The sequence below is a fragment of the Candidatus Fokinia solitaria genome (assembly GCF_003072485.1).
GTDB lineage: Bacteria > Pseudomonadota > Alphaproteobacteria > Rickettsiales > Midichloriaceae > Fokinia > Fokinia solitaria.
Window position 1 is genome coordinate 503,800 of record NZ_CP025989.1, and the last position, 24,908, is coordinate 528,707.

The window sequence follows — 24,908 nt, forward strand, 5'->3', positions numbered from 1 at the left end:
GCTTTTACCGCATAATAGACAATTCTTTAAGCATACTCTTCATCTCACGCAACTGCTGTTGTGTGAGAGTTGTAGGTGCACCCATTAACGTATCTTCTCCATTTTGGTTCAGCGGAAACAGTATTATATCTCTCAAATGCTTTTCTCCTGCTAGTAACATAATCATTCTATCAATACCTGGCGCAATACCACCATGTGGAGGCACTCCGTACTTGAGCGCTGTCACAATTGGCTTAAAATTACTACTTACAGTCTCTCTACTATACCCTGCTTTTGCAAAGCATTTATATAACAACTCCAAATCATTATTTCTGATAGCGCCACTCGACAACTCAACACCATTACAAACAATATCATACTGGTACCCCTTGATATTGAGTATATCCTCTACAGACTTCGCATTATCAATTACTTCATGCCCTCCTATAGGCATCGAAAAAGGGTTGTGAGAAAAAACTATCTCATCCGATAATTCATACATCGGAAAATCTACTATCCAGCAAAAGGCAAATTTACTCTCGTCGATCATATTAAGCATTTCAGCAATCTTTACTCTCAATTTTCCTGACAATTTCTCTGCATTCGACTTCACATCGCATACAAAAAAGCATGCATCAAATTTCTCATAAATACCCTCAGAATGGATTTTATTTAACACATCTCCATTAATAAATTTCGCTATAGGTCCTTTAAACGTTCCATCATTATCCCATGTCACGTAAGCTAATCCCTTTGCACCAAGCTCCTTCTCTGCAAATTGAGAAAGAGTATCATAGAATGAGCGTGGCTGCGCTTTACATTTTACAGGAATCACACGTACAACATTTCCACTTTGAATCGCATTTTTGAATATGGAAAAATCAGAATTTTTAAATTCTTTCGTAAAATCGCATATCTTTATATCTATTCTTAAATCAGGTTTATCGGTACCATACATAAGCATTGCATCATTGTACGCAATTCTTGGAAATAAACCTTTTGCTACTTTTTCCTCTCCGCCAAACTTTGCAAAAATATCTCTTATTATAGGTTCTATAGTATTTAATACATCATCTTGCTCTACAAATGCCAATTCTATATCTAGTTGATAAAATTCACCAGGCGCTCTATCAGCTCTACTATCTTCATCCCTAAAGCAAGGTGCTATTTGAAAGTAGCGATCAAAACCTGAATACATTACAAGCTGTTTAAACATTTGCGGCGCTTGAGGAAGAGCATAGAATTTACCAGGATGCAATCTGCTAGGTACTAGAAAATCCCTCGCTCCTTCCGGAGAACTTGCTGTTAAAATTGGCGTTTGAAATTCAATAAAATTATTCTCAAACATTTTATCTCTGATGTAGCGTATAACATTGCTTCTGAGTAGCATTCTTTCTCTCATCCACTCCCTTCTAAGATCTAAGAATCGATATTTAAGACGCAACTGCTCAGATACATCTGATGCGCCTAAATCAAAAGGAAGGACAGCAGCGCGCGATAATACTTCGCAATGCTTTATCAGCACTTCGATCTCGCCTGACTTCAGAGTGTTATTTACGTTATTTTCCTCTCTCTTCACAATAACACCTTTTACCATAATCACACTTTCGCATGAGATTCCTTTTATCAAATCCACTAAGCTACTATTTTCATGCTCATCTGAAATTACGCATTGAACAATACCGTGCGCATCGTGTAAATCGATAAAACATAGCCTACCATGATCACGTTTCGTTCGGATCCAGCCTGATATAGTAATTTCTTGACCGATATTACTAGATGATAATTCAGTAGATATATGAGTTCTATATTTTGATAGCAATTTTTTCATCATCATGACTTATAAACAACATTACCGATAGAAGGCTAGTATACCATATCGGTAAGTGTCAACATCAACGCAACTTATAAACGATCGAATGATTCTTATTGTTAATTTATACCGTAATACACATAGCAACTCCCATACCTCCACCTACACATAAAGTAGCGAGTCCTTTTCCTCCGCCTCTTTTACGTAAAGCATGTATGAGTGTGACTAATATTCTTGCACCTGAGGCGCCAATTGGATGACCTAATGCAATTGCACCTCCATTCACATTCACTATATCTTCGTTCCACAGCATTTCTTTATTTACTGCTATGGCTTGCGCGGCAAAAGCCTCATTTGCTTCAATCAGATTTAAATCCGCAACTTTCCATCCTGCATACTGTAATGCTTTTCGCGATGCCGAGACTGGCCCTATCCCCATAATTGCAGGATCAACGCCGGATTGCGCAAATGATTCTATCGTTGCAAGTATAGTCAAATTTCTACTCTTCGCATAAGCTTCCGATGTAAGGATAACATATGCAGCACCATCATTAATAGGAGAAGAGTTACCTGCCGTAACCGTACCATTCTTCTGAAAAGCTGGACGAAGAGTAAAGATCTTTTCAAGATCTGCTAATTTTACTGATTCATCTAAAGTAAATACTATCTCTCCTTTTTTGTGATCTTGCGTAACAATTGGCGCAATCTCACTAAGAAATGCATCATTTTTTCTTGCAAGATTAGCTTTTTCCTGCGATTTCATCGCAAAAGCATCTTGTTCTTGTCGGCTAATATTATACTTTATCGCGAGATTTTCTGCAGTAATTCCCATATGTATATTATTGAACGGATCTAAAAGACCATCAAATATCATAACATCCTGTAATAATGCATTGCCAAGCTTTGTAGCACTACGTAAATGCGTAGCATGAGGCACTTTAGACATACTTTCTTGCCCTCCTGCTATTACTATACTATTTTCATTATCATGAGAATTGAATATAGAGTTCATGCCAAGATGTATCGCTCTCAAGCCAGAACCACACACTTGATTCACAAGCCAAGCCGGAGTATGCGTCGGTATTTTAGCGCCTAGAGAAAGCTGTCTTGCAGGATTTTGTCCGCATAATGATGTCAATACTTGCCCTACAATGACTTCAGTGATTTCTTGGTGTTTTACTCCTACTTCCGATAGTAGTTTCTCTATCACCTGTATCCCTATTTCATGAGCGTGTAATTTCTTCAAAGCACCGCTAAGCATACCAATTGGACTGCGTTTCGCGCCTACTATAACAATTTTGTTACGCATTCTAATAAATCAAATTATTAGCTCTTTTAAAAAGCACATAATATGATTATATAATACATATAAATTTAATACAAGAAGATATTATATCAATGAAAAGTATGCTTTCTTGGATTTTTCACTATAAAATCGATCACTATATCAGTAAAAGGTAAGATGATAGTTAGCAATTCTCTTTATTGACAGAACTTCTATTATCAATATCTTCATTTGAAAGACGAAAGACCTCTATCTTTGAGAGAAATCGATAGCAAAAATGAATTCTTCTTCTCTCTTAAGGAAATAAAGAACTAACCATGCACTTCATCCAACACTAGGACACCGATAAAACTCTATATCTGCTTTGATAGAACTACTAGAGATATGTCATTATCCAGCTTCGAAGCTTCACTTATCTTGTGAGAACAGAAGAAGCACGTGTTCTCACAAGAAGAGTGAAAATTACAAAGAAAATGCACGTTATAATGTGCGAAAACACTCCACAACAAATATTTTCTAATATTTCAGAATTATTGTCCTTTTTTCGCAGCTACATCAGACATATCCATAACTCTCTTCTCCATATTAATTTGCTCAGCTTCTTTCTTTTCTAAATCCTCGATAATCGAATCTGCATTCTTCACCATTAAGTCATAATGAAATCCAGTACCTGCTTTGATAAGTTTTCCGCATATAATACTTGCTTTTAAGCTTTGTGCATAATCTCTTTTCCCTTTTATCGCAGCTTCAATGAGAACATTGGTAGTTTCCTGGAATGAAGCAGCGGCTAAGAAAGAAGGATTACTCACAGCGATATTACTAATTCCCTGTAATACGACTTTCACCTCTGGAAGCACAGCTTTATTAAGTGGCACTTTGATATTTTTCTTAGCTTTTATCAAGTCCTCTTCATTAATAATCTCTCCTTCTACTAAATTTGTGCTACCTGCGCTAATTACCTCCATTCTTCCCATCATCTGACGTAATAACACTTCTATATGCTTATTATGGATACTTACTCCCTGTAATCGATATACTTGCTTTATTTCAGATATCATATACCTCGCAAGTGCTTCTTTTCCCATTACGCTTAGAATCTCACTAGGAGAAACATCCCCCTCTACTAACAAAGCTCCTCGCTTTACAAATTCTTCAGAATTAACAACTACGTTTCTATATCTAGGCACAAAATACTCGTGCGGTTTTTCATTCTCATTTAAAGGCGTGACTATAAGACGTCTCTTGGATTTATAATCCTTTCCGAAACTTACAACGCCGTCTATTTCGCTTATAATTGAATGCTCTTTCGGCTCTCTAGCTTCAAACAATTCTACAACTCTCGGCAATCCTCCTATGATATCTCGTGCTTTAGATGAGCCTTTAGGTACTCTCGCCATGATATCTCCAATCTCTACATTCTGTCCTTCTACTACACTTAAAACAGCGTCTTTTGGTAAAACATATCTAACTATTGTCTCATCGGCATATTTCACTGGCTGCTCATCTTCTCCTAAGATAACAATGCTAGGTTCTAATTTTATGTCTCTCCTATTACATTCATTTACTACGATCGTAGCACGACCGGTAATATCATCAAAAAGCTCATTAATAGTTACTCCATCTACAAAATCTACAAATTTTATTTTTCCTTTTTTCTCGGTAATTACAGGAATTATCAAAGGTTCCCATTCAGCAATCGGAGTACCAATTACCACTGCATCTCCATCTTTCAGAAGCATTTTTGATCCATAAGGAATTTTATAGATCGCTTTAGGATAATTTACTTCATCTACAACTACAGCTTCACAATTTCTACTCATTACAATAACTTCTCCATTCTCACGAGTAACAAAATTTTGATGCTTGACGCGTAGAATACCGTTATGTGAACTAATTACGAAGGACTCAACATCTGATTGCTGTACTGCACCACCTATGTGAAAAGTTCTTAACGTAAGCTGAGTACCAGGCTCGCCGATAGATTGCGCTGCTATCACACCAACAGGCGTACCTAAATCCACAAGCTTATCACTTTTATATGCTAAATCAGTACCATAGCAAACACTGCATATACCGCTATTAGGCGCTTTACAAAATAAAGACGATCTCACACCTATAGATTCGATGCCATTTTCCTCAAGCAATACGACATCCTTAGCATTAAGAACTTTTCCTTTGGATAAAAGAAGCTGACCATCATTTCTACTAAATACATCATGCGCTAACACTCTTCCGGATGCCATAGCTACAAAAGTAGATACCAATTCTCCACTATCTATCTCCGCAGAACAGCTTAAAAACTCTTCAGTACCACAATCATACATATTAATCACAGAATCCTGTGCAGCATCAATCAATCTTCTCTCTAAGTAACCAGAATCTGCAGTCTTCAAGGCAGTATCTACTAACCCTTTACGCGCACCGTAAGTAGAAAGGAAATATTCTATAGGACTAAGTCCTTCTTTGAAGTTGGACAATATCGGAGTTTCAATGATTGTACCGTCCGCACGCGCAATAAGTCCACGCGCACCTGATATCTGTTTTAGCTGCGCAGGAGAGCCTCTTGCGCCAGAAGCGATCATCATCCACAATCCATTTCCTCTTGCCTTTGCATCATTCTGCAAAGCAAATACAACATCATTACCTATACTTTCATTACATCTTAGCCAAGCATCGACAGCTTTATTATATTTCTCACCTGATGTAATGAAGCCATTTTGATATTGCTGATCGTAAAGCTCAATCTCTCTCGTTGTTACGTCAATATGTCTTTTCTTTGAATCTGGAACTACTAAATCATCTTTACATATAGATACTCCTGCGATTGTGGCGTAGCGAAAGCCAAGCTCCATTATCGCATCAAGAAATTCTGCTACAAAATTTAGCGAAGTAAACTCATGAACATGCTCGACAAGTTCGCTAATTTCTTTTTTCGCAAGTGCTTTATTTGCATATTCTATGCGTATCTCTTGATGATCAGGTAATTTCTCCATGACTAACACTCTTCCAGGTGTAGTCGTAATGATCTTCATGATCACATTTCCATCGATATCGTAAAGCTTTTTTCTAAAATAGATCTTCTTATGTAAAGGAATTTTTTTATGAAATAAAGCCAATTTTAACTCTTGAATAGAGTAAAAAATCGGTATGTCATCAGTTTCATTTTCATCCATACCAAGCGTCAGATAATACAGTCCAAGTATCATATCTTTTGCAGGAGTCATAATGCACTGTCCATTTGCAGGATTCAGAATATTCTTAGCTGAATGCATCAACAATAATGCTTCAATCTGTGCTTCTATTGTAATAGGTAGATGCACAGCCATTTGATCTCCGTCGAAATCCGCATTGAATGCAGCGCACACAAGAGGATGAAGTTTAATTGCAACACCTTCGACTAGCACCACTTCAAAAGCTTGTATACCAAGCCTATGAAGAGTAGGAGCACGATTCAGCAAAACAGGATGATCTCTCACTACTTGAGGTAAGATCTTAATGACCATTGGATCGTGCTTCTGCACCAAGTTTTTTGCTTTTCTAAAAGTCGATACCTTTCCTGATTTCTCGAGTGCCGCTATCAAAAAAGGTTTGAATAATTCTATTGCCATATGGTACGGCAATCCACATTGATGAAGCTTAAGATTAGGTCCTACAACTATTACTGCACGCCCTGAATAATCGACACGTTTTCCTAAAAGATTTTGTCTAAACCTACCTTGCTTTCCTTTTAGCATATCGGTCAATGATTTTAGAGGTCTTTTAACACTTCTCCCCATTACTCTATTACCCTTATTCTCTATGAGAGTATCAACAGCTTCTTGCAACATTCTCTTCTCATTGCATACGACAATATCAGGCGCATTAAGATCTAAAAGCTTCTTCAATCTGTTGTTTCTGTTGATCACTCTACGATAAAGCTCGTTTAAATCAGAAGTAGCGAATCTTCCACCTTCTAAAGGAATGAGAGGTCTAAGATCAGGCGGCATCACTGGAAGTACATCTAATACCATAAAAGATGGCGCATTCTTCGATTCAATAAAATCTTCCACTATCGATAACCGCTTCTTCAATTTTGTTTTCTTCAATTCTGATCCAGTCTGAGATATAGCTTCAAGAATACGATTTCTCTCATATTTTACATCAATATCAGAAAGCAAGCTTTTTATAACTTCCGCTCCTGTGCCAGCTTTAAACGATCCATCTTCACACTGTCTAGAGGCAATTTTAAATTCTGCTTCTGAAATTATATCGCCTTTTTTAAGCTGAGTATTAGATGGCTCAAGTACTATATAACTTTCAAAGTATATTATCTTTTCCAAATCTGATGGAGAGATATCTAGCAACAATCCTATCCTGCAAGGTAGTGATCTAAAATACCACGTATGAACAACAGGCACTGCTAGTGTAATATGCCCCATTCTGCGTCTTCTTTCACTTGCAGATGTTACCTCAACTCCACATTTATCACATACTATCACATTGTATTTCATGCCTTTATACTTTCCGCATAAGCACTCATAGTCTTTGAGAGGGCCAAATATACGCGCACAGAAGAGTCCTCCTAATTCCGGTTTATAACTTCTATAATTTATAGTATCAGGCAAAAGAACTTCTCCATAAGACCAAGCTAAGACATCACTAGGAGAAGCAAGCGTTACATGTACACTATTAAAATCAGTTCTACTGAACATACCTATATTTTGTGATGTATACATGATGAATAAATATTAAATGATAAAAGAAAAAGATTGTAAGTTTATGATTTTACTTCAACATCATCCTTTCTTATTTCTACGTCCTTTATTTTTGTATATGTGCCACGAGATTGAAATCCTTCATCATAAGATAGCTTTACATGTAATCCAAGAGATCTCATCTCGCTTAAAAGGATGTAGCTAGATTCAGGCATAATAGTACAATAACTCATTGCACGTATATGCTCCATAAGCTTACATATATCTCTAAATGCAGCATTACGTCCATCCACAGAATCCGATTTGATCGTTAGCATCTCATATAAATTATATGCAGCACCATATCCTTCTAATGCCCACACCTCCATTTCTCCTAAACGCTGTCCTCCTCCTTTAGCTTTTCCTCCTAGAGGTTGCTGTGTTATACACGCATGAGGTCCTGTAGCTCTGACATGATACTTCTCTTCACTTAAATGGTGTAATTTCAGCATATACAGTACACCAACAGTTATTTCCATCTCAAAATATTCTCCAGTCTTTCCATCTCTTAATCTTACTTGTCCAGAGGTACTAACTCCACAATCTTTGAGAAGAGTATCAACGTCATGCTCTTTTACACCGTCAAATATAGGGGTGGCAATAGGAATGCCATTACACATATCCTTTGTCAATTTCACTAAACTATCAGCAGATAAACTTCTTAATACCTTTACTATAGAAGAAGGTGAATAACATCTCTCATTCTGCTTTATAGCATCAGCAACAGCTTCACATGAGCTTGAGTTTACACTCTCTACATCAGAAATAAGCCCCCAGCTCGTACTTAAGTGCTTTTCCTTTTCTCCTTGTTGCTCTTCTTTTTCAAGATTTCCTAGATAGAAATCTATCACAGTATCCCTCAATTTTTCTACATCTTCAAAATTTAAATGAGAGGCAATTGCTTTTTCTCTTAAAGATTTTATCTTTGCACCGAGAGCAGCTAATCCTCCTCCTAATGTTACCTCCCATATTTGCCCTATATTCATCCTAGAAGGGATACCAAGCGGACTTAAAATAATATCGATTTTTGAGCCATCTTCCATAATAGGCATATCTTCTTCAGGCACTATAATTGATACAACGCCTTTATTTCCATGTCTTCCAGCCATCTTATCACCTACGCGCAATCTACGTTTTATCATCACGTAAATTTTAATCACTTTCAGATCTTCAGAATGTAAAGTATCATCTTCATTGATTTGCGCTATGCGTGTATCAAAATCAGATTTCAACTTCTCTTTTTTTATAGAAAGTACATCTTTTAAATTACTTAATTTAGCAGTTACAACGTCATCTGCTACATCTATATCGAACCATTTTTCTTTATCTAAAGCATTCAAAGTATCCTGCGTTACCACTTTGCCGGAACTTTTATTAATTTCTTGTCCTAAAATTGTGCTTTTCAGTTCATCGTAAACAAATTCCTCAAGTAATCTCACATACTCTTGATATTCTCTTGTAGCATCATTGATCGCTTTACATCTCATAATGGATAATTCATCATCTGAATCTGCGCCCTTTTTCACAAAGATCTCTACGCCTATTACTACACCTCTTACGCCGAAAGATGTTCTCAAAGAAGAATCTCTAACATCTGATGATTTCGCACCAAAAATCGCTCTCAACAATTTTTCTTCTGGAGTGACTGGTGACTCAGGCTGTGGAGTGACTTTTCCAACTAGTATCATATTATCAGTATCAATAACACAACCAGGCATTACAACTCCATACTCATCTAGATGACTAATGAGACTTTCCGGTACATTAGGAAGATCTCGCGTTACGCGTTCAGGGCCTAATCTTGTATCTCTTACAATGCATTCTATTTTCTCTATATGGAAAGAAGTAAAGTAATCATCTCTTACTATTCTTTCAGATACTATGATAGCATCCTCGTAATTCCAACCATACCAACTCATATATGCGACCTTCACATTCATGCCGAGGGCAAGGTGTCCGTATTCAGTACAGCAATCAACTAAGACACTACCTTTTACTACAAAATCACCTAACTTTACTGTAGGTTTCTGATTATAGCATGTAGATTGATTACTACGCAGATACTTATTTAAGTTATAAATATCAAAATCAGTCTGATGCCCTTCTCTTACTCTTCTTATGATAATCTTAACAGAATCAACATAAACTACCACGCCAGATTCTTTAGCTTTTATCATCATATCAGAACTTTGTGCAACTGCCTTTTCCATACCAGTACCTATGAGAGGCGCTTGAGGACGCATCAAAGGTACTGCTTGCCGTAGCATATTAGAAGCAGTCAACGCTCTCACAGCATCGCAATTTTCGATAAAAGGTATGAGAGAAGCTGAAACTGAAACGTGTTGCTTTGAAGCAATTTCCATATATTTTGGAATACCCTTTTCTACATATACCCTAGCACCGTTAAATCTGCATTCTACAGTAGAATTCACAAATTCATTACTATCATTAAGCGGCTCTGTTGCTTGCACTATAAGAGTATCGATATCTTCCAATGCGGATAAATACTCTATCTCATCTGTCGCAACTCCATTCACTACTTTACGATAAGGCGCTTCTAAAAAGCCATGACGACCTACTCTTGCATATAAAGCTAAATTATTGATGAGACCGATGTTCTTACCTTCAGGAGTTTCTATAGAACATATACGCGAATAATACGTTCTATGCGCATCCCTTGCAGAACCAGGAGCATTATCATGAGTAAGCCCTCCAGGTCCTAAGCATGAAACGCGTCTTTTTTCACTGATACTCGATAATATATTAGTTTGCGCCATGTAATTGCATAGCACGGAAAGATTAAAGAACTCAAATAGCATTAGTGAAAGAAATTTATAATTCACTAATTCATAGGGATTGAAAGCTTCAATATTATCAATAGATGACATTTTATCTAAGATACTCTTTCTCATCCTAGCTAAATTTGATGAACACTGCGCTTCAAAAAGATCAGCAACTCTTCTTACACGTCTATTACCTAAGTTATCTTGATCATCTGGAGTACCGCCATTATCCATGAAGTAACACAATTTCTTTACCACAGCGATGATATCTTCAACAGTAAGATGATGAACATTTATCGGAATCTCAGTTTTATTAGTGAGATTCATTTTCATTCTACCAACATCCGATAAATCATATCCGTACTTCTCAGAAAAGAACATGTCATGCAACAGATTAGCACCGGATTCTGGCATCATTTCTCCAGGTTTTAAAATACGATAAGCTTGCACTATAGCTTCTTCTGTATCTTTTGCTGGATCAGAAACTACTGTGTCTCTTATGTAATATCCTCCACCAGGATTAGGTACTGCGATTAAAGTGAAATTTCTTCCTCCTTTCAACTTCTCTATCTCATCTAAAATCTCTACTGTTACTCGACTACCTGCTTCTACAAGTACATCACCATCATCATCAAGTACATCGTACATGAAATACCTTCCTTCGAGACTTTGAGAAGAGAAAATACAGTATAACCTACCTTTTCTTTGCTCGCAATTTTCTATCACTTTAGGCGAGATTCTATCGCCCGCTTTTAAAAAATCTTCTCCACTTACGAGATCGAATACAGCGAAATTTAGCACTCTATTTCTGTATTCTAGATGATTAAAGCTTTTACGCCACATACCTGCAGCGTGATATTCACAACACTCTTTATCATAAAAGATCTCAAATATCTGTGTTGTGCTAAAATTCAAAGCTCTGAATAAGGTAGTAAGATGAAATTTTCTGCCTTTTTCACTCTTACACATTATAATACCACTCGCTTTGAACTCTATTGTAAGCCAAAAACCAGAGCGTGGCACTATTACAACAGAATACAGGTATCTTCCGCTTGGATTACTTTTTCCTTCATCATGAGTATATAATACGCCTGGAGATCGATGTAATTGCAATATTACTACTTTTTCTACTCCATTTATTACAAATGAACCACTTTCAGTAATGAGAGGTATGTCTCCTACATATACTTCTTGCTCGGTAATACTTTTTATTTCTCTTCCAGTTTCTTTTTTCTCCCAAGTAACTAATCGCAATTTTACGATTAAAGCGCCGGAATACGAAGTATTACCGCGTCTCTTACACTCTTGAGGAGAATATTTTGAAGGATTAATCCTATATCCCATATATTCTAGAGTAGCATTACCTTCATTACTCTCTATAGAAAAGATAGCACGTAGCAATTTCTCAAGTCCTATATTTTCTCTTTGCTCTGATGCGAGATTCAACTGCAAAAAGTCACGATAAGAATCTATTTGAGTAGATATCAAATCGTTCTCACCAAAAACATCACTAAAGCATGTACGACCGTAAAATTTACGTAATCTTGCGAATTCAGCAAGTAAAAATGTATCTTTCATCCTGAAAATTCAATTCATTTCATTAAAATCTTGCACCATTACCAAATCACGAAAGTCCATTAAGAAGCGTCAGAATTTTTAAAAATAGAAAAATAAGTCTTCTGCCTAGCTTTAGTGACTACAACATCTAACAACTCTTTTCTTATATCAAACCCTTTAGCATTGCACATCTCGTATAATTCGTCGCTAGAATAAGGTGCAATTCTAGCTAAAGAACTTAATCTAAGACGCGCGAACGCTCTTATCATCATCTGCTTCTCCTTTGCCAACGCATCAGAGGTAACACCTGGAACATCACTCATAGTAGCTTGAGAACTTTTATCTTCCTCAAGATCTGCATAACTCTCTGCGCCAAGCTGAATTGCCAAATTAGCACGAGAAATCAATTCTTCTGCAATTTCAGTATCTTCTCCTACCACCACACTTAAATCAGACACACTTGTTTCTGCAATTTTCTCGACTGTATTCAATTTTTCAGATATCAAGACCTGCGCAAGTATCATATCTATATCTAACCTCTTTTGAAGAATTAAAGAGTCTTTTTTAGTTTTATTATAAGCATCTGAAATTAAATCTTGCTCTGTCATAACTTCAATTCTCATTCCTATAAGCATTGACAAAAGCCTCACATTCTGACCATTTCTTCCTATTACTTCATGCACTACTCCAGAACCTACTACAATTTTCACTACATCTTCATCTTCACTAAAAGAAACTTTTTGTGGCACAACTGGCGCAATCGCATTCAGCACCATTTCTCTCATATCATCTGAATATAATATGAAATCTATCTTTTCTCCTCCTAATTCAGCCATCACAGCTTTTACGCGCGCACCTTTTATACCGATACAAGCCCCTACTGGATTTATAGAAGAAACACTAGAATATAATACAACTTTTGAACGAGAACCCGCTTCTCTAGCAATCTTTACAATGCGTATAGTGCCACTATAAATCTCTGCGACTTCTCTGTGCAACAGCTGCTCTAGAAAAGTATCGGAAGTTCTTGATAGAATTAACTGAGGCTCTTCATCTTGAGATTGCTTCACCTCTACCAACACAGCTTTTACTTTCGCACCATGTACAAAATTATCTTGCCGTAGCTGATGATTATGAGGAATAACTGCTAACACTCCATTAGCTAACTTGATTACTACCGCAGCACGCTCGACTCTTTCTACTACTCCAGAAAACATTTCTCCAATTTTCTCACTATACTCTTCAAGCTCTCTTTCTGCTTCTATTTTCCTTATTTTCGACACAAGAGCGGTACGCGCTTTAGAGATAATTGATGGCTCAATATCAATCATTGGCACCTCTTCTAAAATCTTATCGCCAACCTCCACAGTATGTCCATTTTTCTTAGCTTCAGAAATTGATATCACATCTACAGCACCGTCTTGTAATGCGGCTGCTGCATCTTCATCACTTACCACTTCCGTCACTCGATATAGAGAACTCTGTCCCGTTTTTCTATCAAAATGACATTTAAATTTATGAGTACCGTATTTACTGCACATCACATCCTCTATCGTCTGCTCCAGCATCTCAAAAAGCAGACCTACTGGCATACTCTTTTCTCTTGACACATACTGAATTACCTGCAATATCCCGGATTCCTTCATATTTCTAGAGGAGGCATTTAGAATTACGAATCGTTTTGTCTCACTCGCGAGAAAACAACTATGCTAAAGACCTTACATTAGATCGTGTGATAATTTCAACAAAAATATTCGCATCACAAGCATTTATTACTTTTTATCCTTACTATTGTTAAAGAACACTTCTGATACATACCTAAAACCTTTCTCTCCTCTCTTTACTTGAATTATCACGTCTATAACATTTTTAATATACATTGTAATATCATTTACACTCATTTCTACACCACTTTGCATCACCATCAATGTTAGCTGCGATATAGCCATAGCAGGAGAATCTGCGTGAAGAGTAGCAATAGATCCCGGATGTCCCGTGTTAATTGCTCTTAAGTAGTCAAATGCTTCGCTACCTCTCAATTCTCCTACTATTATCCTATCTGGACGCAATCTCAAACAAGCTTCTATTAGATTCTTTATTGTCACATTTGCTCTACCTTGACCACCTTTTGAAGCTATAAGATGCAATCTATTTTCATGTAATGGCAATGAAATTTCCCTTGCATCTTCGCATGTAATTAATCTTTCATTAGCTGGAATCTCTTGTAAAAGCGCATTTGTGAAAGTAGTTTTTCCCGTTGATGTACCGCCACTGACGATAATATTTTTTTTATAACTTACAGCTTTTCTTAAAAAGAATTTTATCTCTCCATTATCAAGATGTGACTGTAGCTCACTTAAATATGGATCTTTTACTTGCTTTGTTGCTGCTTGCTGAAACATTCCAGCTTTCTCGTACTTCTCAAGAGTAAAATTCATACCTGAGGGCTTTCTTATGGAAATTCCGATAGTACCTATTTCAGCAGCGGGCGGTATTACTATCTGCACACGAAATCCATTAGGAAGAGTAGCAGATAAAATTGGTTGCTCTTCACTTATTTTTTGTTCAGTAAAACTTGCTATCAACGTTGTTAATCCTCTTAAATGAGTTTCGTTAAGCTCAGGAATTAACTCTTTGTATAGTTCTCCTCTTTTCTCAATCCATGCTTCACCATACTTATTAATGGATATCTCGCTTACACCATCTTGTGAGAAAATATTTTCAAGAGGCATGAGATAAGTCTCCAATGCCGTAATTTTAGCAGGCATTTCAATAAAACAGAGTACTTTCTCTTAATTTTAGCGAAAAAAGTTAAAATAACAATCCGTCTCGCGATAGATAAATTAAAACTAAACTTAATATACGATGCAATATACATTACAAATCACATATTTACGCTTTGCATTGTAAGGATTTTGATAGTAAAATTCCGTATAAAAAAACAACAAATTTCGCTTACAATGGAGCCAATAAAATACGGGTCGATATATTCTAACTTGATGAGACTAATTGTGATGGATGTCGTGAAAACTCTAGCTTCCGCACCTACAACTTACCACTTTTGTATAGTGATAGCCTTTGATACAAAGAGTTATGGAGTAGTTCTCTCAGAAAGACTTAGAACACAATATCCTAGAGAAATGGCTGTAATTCTACAGCATCAATTCGAAGACTTGAAGGTGACGTACGAAGCGATCTCCGTAACTCTTTCTTTCAATGGTGTGAAGGAGAACATTTCTATACCATTTTCTTCCCTTATAAGATTTGAAGATAAAGTTGCAAATTTCTCTATAGATTTTGATAAGCTACTAGCTGTGCAAAATATACCGCAAACAGAACTATTTGGAGAGAAGGAAGATGTACACGAAAAGTATAAAAACATCGAGCACAGAATTGAAGAGAATGTCTTAGTACTCGATGGAAGAGATATATTCTCACACGCGAGGTAAAATCAACAGATCTGAAATAAACTTCAATCCATCTCGGAATACTTTTTATCCAACAGTTTATCTATTTGCTCTACATACTCATCTGTCATCTTCTGTACTCTTTTCGAAGAATCTTTTACAGCATTTTCATCAATTACTTTCTCTTTTTCTAGATTCTTCAGAACGTCTAAGGCGTATCTTCTTACATTTCTGATCGCGATCTTTTGACTTTCTGCATATGAAGCGGCTTTTTTCTTAAGCTGCTCTCGCATTTCTACTGATAATTCTGGAATATTTATCTTCAAAGTACTTCCTTCAGTTCTAGGATTGAGTCCTATATTTGCATCGACAATCGCTTTCTCTACTTTACTTACTACGCTGTCATCCCAAACTTTTACTAATAACACTCTCGCTTCTGCAACGGATACATTAGCAAGTTGATTGATTGGCATTTTACCACCATATGCATCAACTTGTATATTCTCCACCATACCAGGAGTAGCGCGTCCTACTCGTAATCCTCCTAGCAATTCTTTATACTTCTCAATCGCCCCTTCCATTTTCCTCGCCATATCGGCAAAAAGAGCACTTATTTCTTCTACACTTAACATTTTAGCATGCTTACGTTGAATTATTAACATAATACAGCTATCTATAGCGGCGTATTTTAGCAACAAGAATTTTCTCTTATTTGTGTCTTTACTTCGTTTCATTCAAAAAAAACTCGCAAAACATATCGCGTCTCTTATTCTTTCTTTACCGGAAAAAATGGCGAAAAATGGTTTTTATTTGCAGTTACAGGTATTTGCTACAAGTGCTATAGCATTCTTGATATTACCGGTATTTTTAAAGATACAAGCGCCGTTTCCAATTCTGCAATTCGTAGCAGGAATGGCAATGCTTTCAATATATTTCTGCGAAAGATATCTCCAATTTATTCCTTCCGTTTACAGAGGTATCTACTACTATATCGTGCTTGCGTTCTCTATTTCTTTCGTGCAGTTCTTCCTGTTCTTCAAATCTCTCTTAGGAATGCATTATCTGCTCAATACAGCACTTGTACTACTACTACTTAGCTTATTTTTCTCATATATAGAATTTGCTCTTCTTACAGTGCCAAGCTTTTTTATAGCTTTATTCATATCGATGCCTATTCCGTTTAGCGATGATGGCTTTTCTCAGCTCACATGGGAATTAGAAAATTATAGAGAACACGGATTTCTACTCGTAGCGGTATCATCCTTCTTACTCGTACTATATCAATACTTAACTACTCTTGCAGAAAAAGTTATCAACAAAAGGGAAATGATAGAATCTAAAGTACTAGGCTTTGCAATAGCACATGAAGTAAAATCACCAATATCAACACTAAAAATGTTACTGAGTACACTTCAGACAACTATAAATAAAGCAAGACGCGGTAATACTTTGGCATTGAAAGGCATTGATGTAGAATTTGTATGCGATAGGGTATTACCACACATGGAGGCATACTTAATAGAAGTATCGAATATCGTTAGCTCTTTATTGCAATGTATAAAAATCTCCAAAACACAAGAGAATCAAATATCTACTAGGCTTTCATTTGTTGATACCGTAATAAAAAGCTTAAGAGTATTGTATCATGACAAGCCTAATATTAAGTTCGAAATTATCGAAGATTTTCAATATAGCTCCCCTACAGGATTGCTGAAATCTATCCTGAACAATATAGTACAAAATGCCCTTGTACACGGTGGAAGGGAAGATATAGAAATTATAATCGAAGTGCAAAAATACAATGTCACTGTCTCGAATAATGGTGTATCTATAAAATCTAGTGCGCTGACTCAGCTATTCTCAGTAATGACCCGTAAAGTCAATTCTCCTACTGCACAGCATGGAATAGGATTGGCATTCTGTAAAAAAATATGCAATATGCTTGGAATCACAATATCATGCACTTCAGATAAAGAGAGAACTAGCTTCTTTTTAAATTTTCCTCATATTGAAGACAAAAGTGAGAGAGAAGCTATTTTCTGATATAGCGCTAAAATTCACATTTTTTACAAGTTCTAGTTAATTTTCAATCCAATATAAAGCCTGCCTTCCTTAGCTATTACAATCTTTACATATTTCTGTCCTTTCTTTTTAGCGTTAGCAATGGCTTTCTCAAAATCACTTACCGAGGTTATCTTACTGCCATCAACCTCTACTATTACGTAACCTACTACAGGCTTTTGAGTATCTCCAAGAATAGAATCTTCTACAATGTCAACAATCACAAGGCCGTACGTAATGGTAGAAGGAATATGGTATAAATCCTTTAATTCTTGCGTAATTGGCTTAACATATGCACCTATTTCAAGTTTTATACTCTTCTTCTTAGCTGATTTGCCGTATGTTTCTTCTCGTACGTCTTCTTCCGTATCAAGCTTTTTCTCTACTCCGACATTTAGCATCATAGAATCGCCATTTCTGATAATCTTTACAGGTAATTTAATTCCTACCTCACTTTCGCGTATAATTTTAGCAAGTTGCGCAGTATTACTTACAACTTGTCCATTTACTTCAAGTATCACATCACCAGCTTTGATACCGTCTCTCTGCGCTATAGAACCTGGCGCTACATCTGTTACCAGCACACCACTCATTTCATCTCGCAATTGTAAAGATTTCGCAACGTCTTCATCTAATGCTTGTAACCATACACCCCAGTATCCTCTTTCTACCTTTCCTGTTTTAATAAGCTGAAGTGCGATCTTTTCAACACTATCGCCTTGTATACCGAAAGATATACCAGAAAAAGCTGGAGAATTTGGGAAAGTAGTAATGAATGCTAGCATTCCTATGACATCACCATACACATTACACATTGCACCTCCTGAACTTCCTCTATTCGCTGACATATCAGTTTGTATATAACCATCACGCCCTATATCAGAAATTACTCCACTCGTGAATGACCATGAAAGCGCCATAGGAGAAGAAAATGCTACTACTGTCTGCCCTACTTTCACCTTGCTAAAATTAGCGAACTTTAAGTATGGCAAATTTGACTCTTTTATCTTTACAACTGCAATATCACTCATTTCATCATACCCTATAACTTTCGCATCAACTCTTCTGACTCTATCATTACTTCTCAGAAGAATACTTACTTTACTCGCATCTTTAATTACATGTGCACACGTAACTATATATCCATCGGCAGATATTATAAATCCAGAACCAAAGCCTAGTACTTTCTTACGAGATGGCATCCCTTCTTTCATGTACTTCTCAAATTCTCGAAATAACTCATCAGCTTCCATTACTGGCTCTTTACCAGTATAATATGCTCTCACTTCTACAGTAGCGGGGAGTATTTTTTCCGCTACATAACTTAAATCATGCTGAGACTGCACAGTAGTACCTCCTTCATTTCCATATGCTTTTACGCATGAAGTAAATAAAACAAAAGATACGATAAAAGACGCGATAAATTTAACGTAATACATAAGTTAATAATTATTAATTTCGTAACCAAAATACCAGAATGTGGGGATTGTATAACCTCATATCATATAATGCAATAACATAGACATCTATCTAAAAATACCAATTTACCCCTCCAATAAAGGAGAAAACAAATTCTTTTGTACCTATCTTTAAGTTGCTAAAATCATATACACTATCATTAAGAGAAGAAAGGGTTGTCACCTGACTAATTTGAGTACATTTAGTAGTATTTCCAGTAATACGACTAATTGCCGATGATGTAGTGGTGCCAGAATTGTAGAAAGAATTTGCTGCAGTACTTCCTGACGCATCTCCGATAGTACTCTGTTTGACAATAGAACCAAAGTAATCACTTCCTAGCACCGACTGCTGCGAATCAAGGAAATTTCCCCATACTCCTAAGTATAAACCAATTCTTTTCCACAGATAACCGACTCCAAGTTCCACACCTGGAGAAAAGAACATATTTCTATATGTTGTACCAAATCCTATCGCTGATTCTATAGAAGTAACACTTGTGCTTTGCACATATGCGGCACTAACTGGAGTCGCACATGCATTATCACTATAAGCAGCACCGTATGCTGATACTAAACTCCAATTATCTGCTATAGATAGATCTAATTTCACTTGGCTACCAAATGCATAAGCTTTTAAGTAGCAATATGCGCCATGCAATGATGGAAAATAGTATTGATATTGCAAAAATCCGCCCATATTCAACCTATTTACTGTGAGAGCGGTAACTGTAACGTCATCCGATGAAGTAGTAGTACTACTACTGCTACTACTTGAAGAGGTATTATTATCGCTTGCTGTAATGCTATAGCCAATCACTAATCCACATGAAACGACATCGCTATCCTGTGCATATACATTATATCCTACCTGCGCAAAAACACTATTACTTCTAACATTTTCTGCTAGCGATACTATATTAATTCCTCCTTGTGCATTACCGTTTAGCGCATGAGGCACTATAGGCACAGCAGAAGTTAGCGCAAAGTTTCTTGAAATTCCTCCAGATATTCCGAAGAATGTTCTTTTAAGAAGCGAAGCATCAAAAGTTACGCTTTCTTTTCGAAACAAAGCTTGATTCGCATCTTGCTGCTTATTCAAAGCATCTGCATAATTCTGAATAAGCTGTATATCATCTGCATTAGCGGTAGAAAGCGCAACACACAACGGTATTATGATGCAAAAAATACCACGCATCAAATATCTTTACACGCATTTATGACAATAGTGACATCCACAAACTCAATATGCAATATTATTTGTCGTTTATCTCGAATTTAGCTACAAAATCTTTCAGCATTAAGGCTATTTGCTGCAATGTAGCATTGCGCACTATAACTACAGATGGAATACAAAAATGAAAACTGTAAGAAATTGCCAAAGCAATACTCCACAAAGCAGCATCTTGATCGAGAGGTGCAGTTTTCATCGAAGTAACTAACAACGGCACTTGCGCACGTAGCATCTCGTTTCGTAATTGACTAATCTGTAACGAAGCATCGCCATCAGCAATAAGTAATACTTCAGAAACATTCCATCTTGCTGGTATAGAAGAATCATGCAGAAGTATTGTCATTCGCTTATTTTGAAAAGAACAAAAATAAGATATCTGCGAATCTGTTTGTGAATCTATAGAAATTCTTTCTAGTTCATTCAAAAGGTGAAATGATTTGGTGCGAAGTTTATATATACCACATGTCTTCTCTATTTCTTTAGTAAGGAAGCGAACTGCGTTTTGATTAAGAATATGCGTCATCTGCAATGATACATTACCGCAGTATATTGTTTCAAATAGCTTTTTGATTTCTAAAAGTACAGCTTCTTTTAAAATAGTTGTTCCAGTCAGCTTTGCTGCAGAATTCCACATTTCATCAGATATTTGCAAATCTGATATAAATTCTCTCAGCGATCTTCCGCACACTTTGGTATAGCTATCAGCAACTCCTAGCTTATGTAAAGCAATTGAATATCCAAACTCTCTATACCTTGCAACGATTACATTGGCCATAATGGATGCATCGCAATACAGCATCATCGTGTCTATTTTCGATAAAGCATATAAATTCGTCCTTATAGAAGATAAGTTTTTGTTATCTAGCATACTTAACGTATAAAATTTCTCTTATGTGCAAAAGTAATCATTTGAAAAGAAAATGTGAAGATTATACAAGCGATAACGGCGAAAATACCGCTTTCACATTTTATTATATGCATATACATAGCCCATACCATACATAATGACGATAAAGCTACATTTCTTATTAACAGAAAAACATTCAACCATACAACTACGCCAAGTAACGCTGAAAGAGGAGAGAGTCCAAGCACTACACCTAAAGCAGTAGCTACTCCTTTACCTCCACGATACACAATAAGTGGTCTTATATGCCCTATGATAGAAAGCGCACCACACATCAACATCATACTGAATTTACTGAATAGCACATTACTTACGTACATGTTTTGAAATAGATAATATATACCGTAAACTGCGACAAGTCCTTTACTACAATCTAAGAAAAGAGTGAAAGCCGCAGGTATATATCCACCTGCTCTGTATACGTTAGTTGCGCCTATATTACCAGAACCTACATTACGCAAATTCTCAAGTCCAAAAAGAGTTTCTATCACCTTGCCAAAACATATAGAACCTATGAGATAGCAAGCAATGCAATATAAAAAATATATCTTCATTTATCGTATAATAAACGTTAAATCTTCGATTTTGGACTAAATAGCATAACAATAGGGGCAGATATAAAAATAGAAGAATACGTCCCGAATGCTATTCCGAATGTTGTAATATAACTAAAACTCTTAAGCTTCTCATCGCCAAAAATCAGTAGCACAATACATACGAGTATAGTACTAGCAACTGTCATTGTAGTACGAGAAAGAGTTTGATTAATACTAGCATTAATAGTCTCAGAGAGAGGTGCACTATCATCTTTTGAGTTCTCTCTTATTCTGTCGTATATCACAACACTATCGTTAATAGAATATCCTATTACCGTTAACAATGCTGCTATTGACGCGCTATCGAACTCATATTGAAAAGTGGCGCAAAATCCAATTGTGACAATAGCATCATGCATAAGACTGATTAACACTCCAATCGCAAATTCCATCTTAAATCTGAACCATGTGTATATCATAATACCGAGAAGCGCCGCGATAATAGCGAAATAACTTCTGTGTAATAGCTCATTTCCAAGCTTTGGTCCGATGTACTGCATACTCTCTATAGCCGGAGTATACTCTACTAAGCCATCAAGCACCATTTTACTTAAATCCTTCACATTGTGTCCATCAGCGCTTCCTACTCGAATGATAAAAAGCTCTCTACCATTGATATAGTGATTTTGAACTTTCTTCACTTCGTTTAAATTCTTTACAAACAACTTCAATTTTTGCTCTAAGACGTCCCTACTTACTTGATCATTTACAGTCAGCTCCATCACGATGCCGCCAGTAAAATCTACGCCATAATTCAGACCTTTATGAAGAAAAACAAAAACTGAATAAGTTGTAAGTATGATACTTAAGAATGCTGTCCAACGAAAATGGCGGACAAAATTAATATTTATCCTATTACTCATATTTATAACAATTACCTTCGGATTCATCTTAGTAATTTGGATACTTGTAACGCAATTGAAAACTGCTTGTTTTTTTTCGCTACCACATACTACAAGCGCTTAAGATAACAAATGCAGCATGTAAAGCACTATCTCAGTACAAAAGAATATCTAAAATTTAGTCATGAAATCTTTCATTTCTTGACTAATACATCATTTTTCTTATTCTCTAGTTATATACACTGCGATAATGAAAATGAAGTTGATAATTGCCAATCTTTTCGTAGCAACTGTCTTTACTATGAGTACAGCACACGCCGAAGTTGAGGATATGCAAAGTCCTCCGGTAGATAACTCGAGTAACGCAACTACAGAACCTACTACGCAATCTGCACAGCCAAGCGTAGTAGCTGCGCCAGTTCAATCCGAAAAGATAAGTGACAGTGCTAATACATCAATCGCGTCAGCAACGCAGTACGAGCAAAATACTCAAGACGTTGATAAGGTACGCATTATAGCGCATCACCAAAACTGGAAATTTATCTCATCAAAGAAAGGACGTTTCATTACTGGTATTGAAGATAATCCTCTCGATGGTACCGCATACATCGCACTGGAAAAACGAAAAAATGGCAAATTTTCCGTATCTATATGCAGTAATCATGAAATTGAAGCTGAGAAAAATGCAAGCATAACAGTAAATAATAAATCATTTGTGCTATTTAACGGTGATAACAATCACTGCGCTACTAGTTATGACAAAGAACAAGATGAAGCAATTATCTCAAATATGTTAGCAAGTAGCGCAACTTTAGAACCGACTGCGACATTAAGCTTTCTTACTGTAGATTCTCAAGCTGTTGAAGTATCAATACCACTTAGAAGTTTTAAACGTGTATACGATATTGCAAAAAGAATTTCGTAATAATTTAATAGAAATCAAGTGAAAATCTTCGAAAATTTGCAGAATTTACAAAATTTCCAAGACTCTTTTAGAAAGAAAATAACAAAAAATAGAGCTGTATTGATCAGAGTGGATTTTAATATGCCAACTGATCAAAATGGAAATATCACAAGCTTTCAAAGATTGGAAAAAGCGCAAGAAACGATCAACTTCGTTCTTAAATGCAGCGGCATTCCTATACTTTTAGCGCATCTTGGAGAAAAAGGCGCAAAATTTTCTGCGTATATTGAGCAAATTAATGCATATCTTCGTAATAGAGGATTTCATACGATTCACTTAGTTAGCGATGAAAGCTGCTTTACTAGTATGATAAAAGCATTGCAAAGACTTCTTTCAGCGACAGAAGAAACAGAAGGAAAGGTATTTCTTATTGAAAATATAAGACTGTATAGCGAAGAAAAAGAGAATTCGCACAAAGCTGCTCAAATGTTAATTTCGGAAATTTCTGAATTCTATATTAACGAAGCGTTTTCATGCTGCCATAGATCGCATATGTCGATGTCTGCATTGCCGATGCATACCATACACAAATTTTGCGGTATTCGTTTCATGCAAGAACTAAAAGCGATACTACCTCTTACAAAGACGAATTTTGACGATACCACAGTTATTCTCGGCGGCGCAAAAATATCTACAAAATTACCGCTAATAAAATTCATGACTGGTAAGGTGAAGAACATTATAGTATCTGGCGGTATCGCAAATACAATTCTAAAATATGGACTAAACTACAATATAAGCTCCTCCCTGATAGAAATAGATGCGAAGTCAGATGTGGATAATTTGATGTATGATAAAAAGTGCAAAATCATTTCCATCGATTCTTATGAGAAAGATTCTCAAATGACGCAAATTCTATTACCATCGGATTTCCGTATCTCAGAAGATGTAAGAAAAGAATCAGAGGCATTACAGCTTAAAATACAAGAATTAAATACTACAAAGCACTCATTCTCCATCTGCGATATAGGAAATGCTACAGTTTTAGCGATGAACAATATATTACAAGAACAAAAAATTGTAATATGGAACGGCCCCTTAGGAGTATACGAAGATAAAAGATTTAAACAAGGCACTGATCGCACCCTTCAGATGTTATCGAAATTTACTAAAAATGGCGTTATCAAAAGTTTCATAGGTGGAGGAGATACGATAGCGTGTATCGAAAATCAGAGTGAAGTCAATATCACGCATATATCAGATGGAGGAGGATCGTTTATTGCACTTCTTAGCGGTGATTCTCTACCAGGATTAAACAGTATGCTAAGTACGAATTCACATCTAAAATAA

The 24,908-nt window shown here is 36.2% G+C and carries 16 protein-coding genes; 4 read left to right on the forward strand and 12 right to left on the reverse strand.

What is annotated here, in order from left to right; genetic code table 11:
- Nucleotides 1–4: 4 nt before the first annotated feature.
- The 6 genes from aspS to virB11 all read right to left on the reverse strand — a co-directional run bounded on the left by aspS (nt 5) and on the right by virB11 (nt 14,918).
- Nucleotides 5–1,813 (reverse strand): aspartate--tRNA ligase, encoded by a 1,809-nt coding sequence (gene aspS / locus Fsol_RS02370; protein ID WP_108673564.1) that lies wholly within the window; start codon nt 1,811–1,813, stop codon nt 5–7.
- A gap of 103 nt (nt 1,814–1,916) precedes the next feature.
- Complete coding sequence (locus Fsol_RS02375) at nt 1,917–3,101, reverse strand: acetyl-CoA C-acetyltransferase (protein ID WP_108673297.1); 1,185 nt, start codon at nt 3,099–3,101, stop codon at nt 1,917–1,919.
- 506 nt (nt 3,102–3,607) lie between these two features.
- The gene (rpoC, locus tag Fsol_RS02380; RefSeq protein WP_108673298.1) at nt 3,608–7,792 is read right to left on the reverse strand and encodes a DNA-directed RNA polymerase subunit beta'; all 4,185 of its coding nucleotides are present in this window, start codon (nt 7,790–7,792) and stop codon (nt 3,608–3,610) included.
- A 41-nt stretch (nt 7,793–7,833) separates the two neighbouring features.
- Nucleotides 7,834–12,171 (reverse strand): DNA-directed RNA polymerase subunit beta, encoded by a 4,338-nt coding sequence (gene rpoB, locus Fsol_RS02385; RefSeq protein ID WP_108673299.1) that lies wholly within the window; start codon nt 12,169–12,171, stop codon nt 7,834–7,836.
- Nucleotides 12,172–12,230: 59 nt separating this feature from the next.
- Complete coding sequence (nusA, locus tag Fsol_RS02390; protein ID WP_108673300.1) at nt 12,231–13,796, reverse strand: transcription termination factor NusA; 1,566 nt, start codon at nt 13,794–13,796, stop codon at nt 12,231–12,233.
- A gap of 126 nt (nt 13,797–13,922) precedes the next feature.
- Nucleotides 13,923–14,918 carry a P-type DNA transfer ATPase VirB11 gene (virB11, locus tag Fsol_RS02395; RefSeq protein WP_108673301.1) on the reverse strand — a complete coding sequence of 332 codons (996 nt, stop codon included), beginning with the start codon at nt 14,916–14,918 and terminating at the stop codon, nt 13,923–13,925.
- 192 nt (nt 14,919–15,110) lie between these two features.
- Between virB11 and Fsol_RS02400 the strand changes: the two genes are divergently transcribed.
- Nucleotides 15,111–15,599 carry a ClpXP protease specificity-enhancing factor SspB gene (locus Fsol_RS02400; protein ID WP_108673302.1) on the forward strand — a complete coding sequence of 163 codons (489 nt, stop codon included), beginning with the start codon at nt 15,111–15,113 and terminating at the stop codon, nt 15,597–15,599.
- Nucleotides 15,600–15,622: 23 nt separating this feature from the next.
- Here Fsol_RS02400 and frr read toward each other — a convergent pair whose 3' ends face one another.
- Nucleotides 15,623–16,291 (reverse strand): ribosome recycling factor, encoded by a 669-nt coding sequence (frr, locus tag Fsol_RS02405; protein ID WP_199405092.1) that lies wholly within the window; start codon nt 16,289–16,291, stop codon nt 15,623–15,625.
- Here frr and Fsol_RS02410 point away from each other — a divergent pair.
- The gene (locus tag Fsol_RS02410; protein WP_145958119.1) at nt 16,272–17,600 is read left to right on the forward strand and encodes a sensor histidine kinase; all 1,329 of its coding nucleotides are present in this window, start codon (nt 16,272–16,274) and stop codon (nt 17,598–17,600) included. The two genes, frr and Fsol_RS02410, sit on opposite strands and share 20 nt — an antisense overlap.
- A gap of 32 nt (nt 17,601–17,632) precedes the next feature.
- Here the strand turns inward: Fsol_RS02410 and Fsol_RS02415 are convergent, their stop codons facing one another.
- The 5 genes from Fsol_RS02415 to secF all read right to left on the reverse strand — a co-directional run bounded on the left by Fsol_RS02415 (nt 17,633) and on the right by secF (nt 22,675).
- Nucleotides 17,633–19,057: a trypsin-like peptidase domain-containing protein gene (locus Fsol_RS02415; RefSeq protein ID WP_108673304.1), complete on the reverse strand. Its 1,425-nt coding sequence runs from the start codon at nt 19,055–19,057 to the stop codon at nt 17,633–17,635.
- A gap of 91 nt (nt 19,058–19,148) precedes the next feature.
- Complete coding sequence (locus tag Fsol_RS02420; protein ID WP_108673305.1) at nt 19,149–20,273, reverse strand: hypothetical protein; 1,125 nt, start codon at nt 20,271–20,273, stop codon at nt 19,149–19,151.
- Between the two features lie 58 nt (nt 20,274–20,331).
- Nucleotides 20,332–21,177, reverse strand: a complete 846-nt coding sequence (locus tag Fsol_RS02425) for a hypothetical protein (RefSeq protein WP_108673306.1) — start codon at nt 21,175–21,177, stop codon at nt 20,332–20,334.
- A 2-nt stretch (nt 21,178–21,179) separates the two neighbouring features.
- Nucleotides 21,180–21,770, reverse strand: a complete 591-nt coding sequence (locus Fsol_RS02430) for a glycerol-3-phosphate acyltransferase (RefSeq protein WP_108673307.1) — start codon at nt 21,768–21,770, stop codon at nt 21,180–21,182.
- 17 nt (nt 21,771–21,787) lie between these two features.
- Nucleotides 21,788–22,675: a protein translocase subunit SecF gene (gene secF, locus Fsol_RS02435; RefSeq protein ID WP_158521623.1), complete on the reverse strand. Its 888-nt coding sequence runs from the start codon at nt 22,673–22,675 to the stop codon at nt 21,788–21,790.
- A 235-nt stretch (nt 22,676–22,910) separates the two neighbouring features.
- Here secF and Fsol_RS02440 point away from each other — a divergent pair, with 235 nt between their 5' ends.
- On the forward strand, nt 22,911–23,579 hold the full coding sequence (locus Fsol_RS02440; protein ID WP_145958120.1) for a hypothetical protein: 669 nt from the start codon (nt 22,911–22,913) through the stop codon (nt 23,577–23,579).
- 18 nt (nt 23,580–23,597) lie between these two features.
- Nucleotides 23,598–24,908, forward strand: coding sequence for a phosphoglycerate kinase (locus tag Fsol_RS02445; RefSeq protein ID WP_108673310.1), 1,311 nt, complete (start codon nt 23,598–23,600; stop codon nt 24,906–24,908).

Coding starts and splice junctions, on each gene's coding strand:
- aspS (WP_108673564.1), bottom strand. CDS start 1,813: ATGATGAAAAAATTGCTATCAAAATATAGAACTCATATATCTACTGAA.
- Fsol_RS02375 (WP_108673297.1), bottom strand. CDS start 3,101: ATGCGTAACAAAATTGTTATAGTAGGCGCGAAACGCAGTCCAATTGGT.
- rpoC (WP_108673298.1), bottom strand. CDS start 7,792: ATGTATACATCACAAAATATAGGTATGTTCAGTAGAACTGATTTTAAT.
- rpoB (WP_108673299.1), bottom strand. CDS start 12,171: ATGAAAGATACATTTTTACTTGCTGAATTCGCAAGATTACGTAAATTT.
- nusA (WP_108673300.1), bottom strand. CDS start 13,796: ATGAAGGAATCCGGGATATTGCAGGTAATTCAGTATGTGTCAAGAGAA.
- virB11 (WP_108673301.1), bottom strand. CDS start 14,918: ATGCCTGCTAAAATTACGGCATTGGAGACTTATCTCATGCCTCTTGAA.
- Fsol_RS02400 (WP_108673302.1), top strand. CDS start 15,111: ATGGAGCCAATAAAATACGGGTCGATATATTCTAACTTGATGAGACTA.
- frr (WP_199405092.1), bottom strand. CDS start 16,291: ATGAAACGAAGTAAAGACACAAATAAGAGAAAATTCTTGTTGCTAAAA.
- Fsol_RS02415 (WP_108673304.1), bottom strand. CDS start 19,057: ATGTATTACGTTAAATTTATCGCGTCTTTTATCGTATCTTTTGTTTTA.
- Fsol_RS02420 (WP_108673305.1), bottom strand. CDS start 20,273: ATGCGTGGTATTTTTTGCATCATAATACCGTTGTGTGTTGCGCTTTCT.
- Fsol_RS02425 (WP_108673306.1), bottom strand. CDS start 21,177: ATGCTAGATAACAAAAACTTATCTTCTATAAGGACGAATTTATATGCT.
- Fsol_RS02430 (WP_108673307.1), bottom strand. CDS start 21,770: ATGAAGATATATTTTTTATATTGCATTGCTTGCTATCTCATAGGTTCT.
- secF (WP_158521623.1), bottom strand. CDS start 22,675: ATGAGTAATAGGATAAATATTAATTTTGTCCGCCATTTTCGTTGGACA.
- Fsol_RS02440 (WP_145958120.1), top strand. CDS start 22,911: ATGAAGTTGATAATTGCCAATCTTTTCGTAGCAACTGTCTTTACTATG.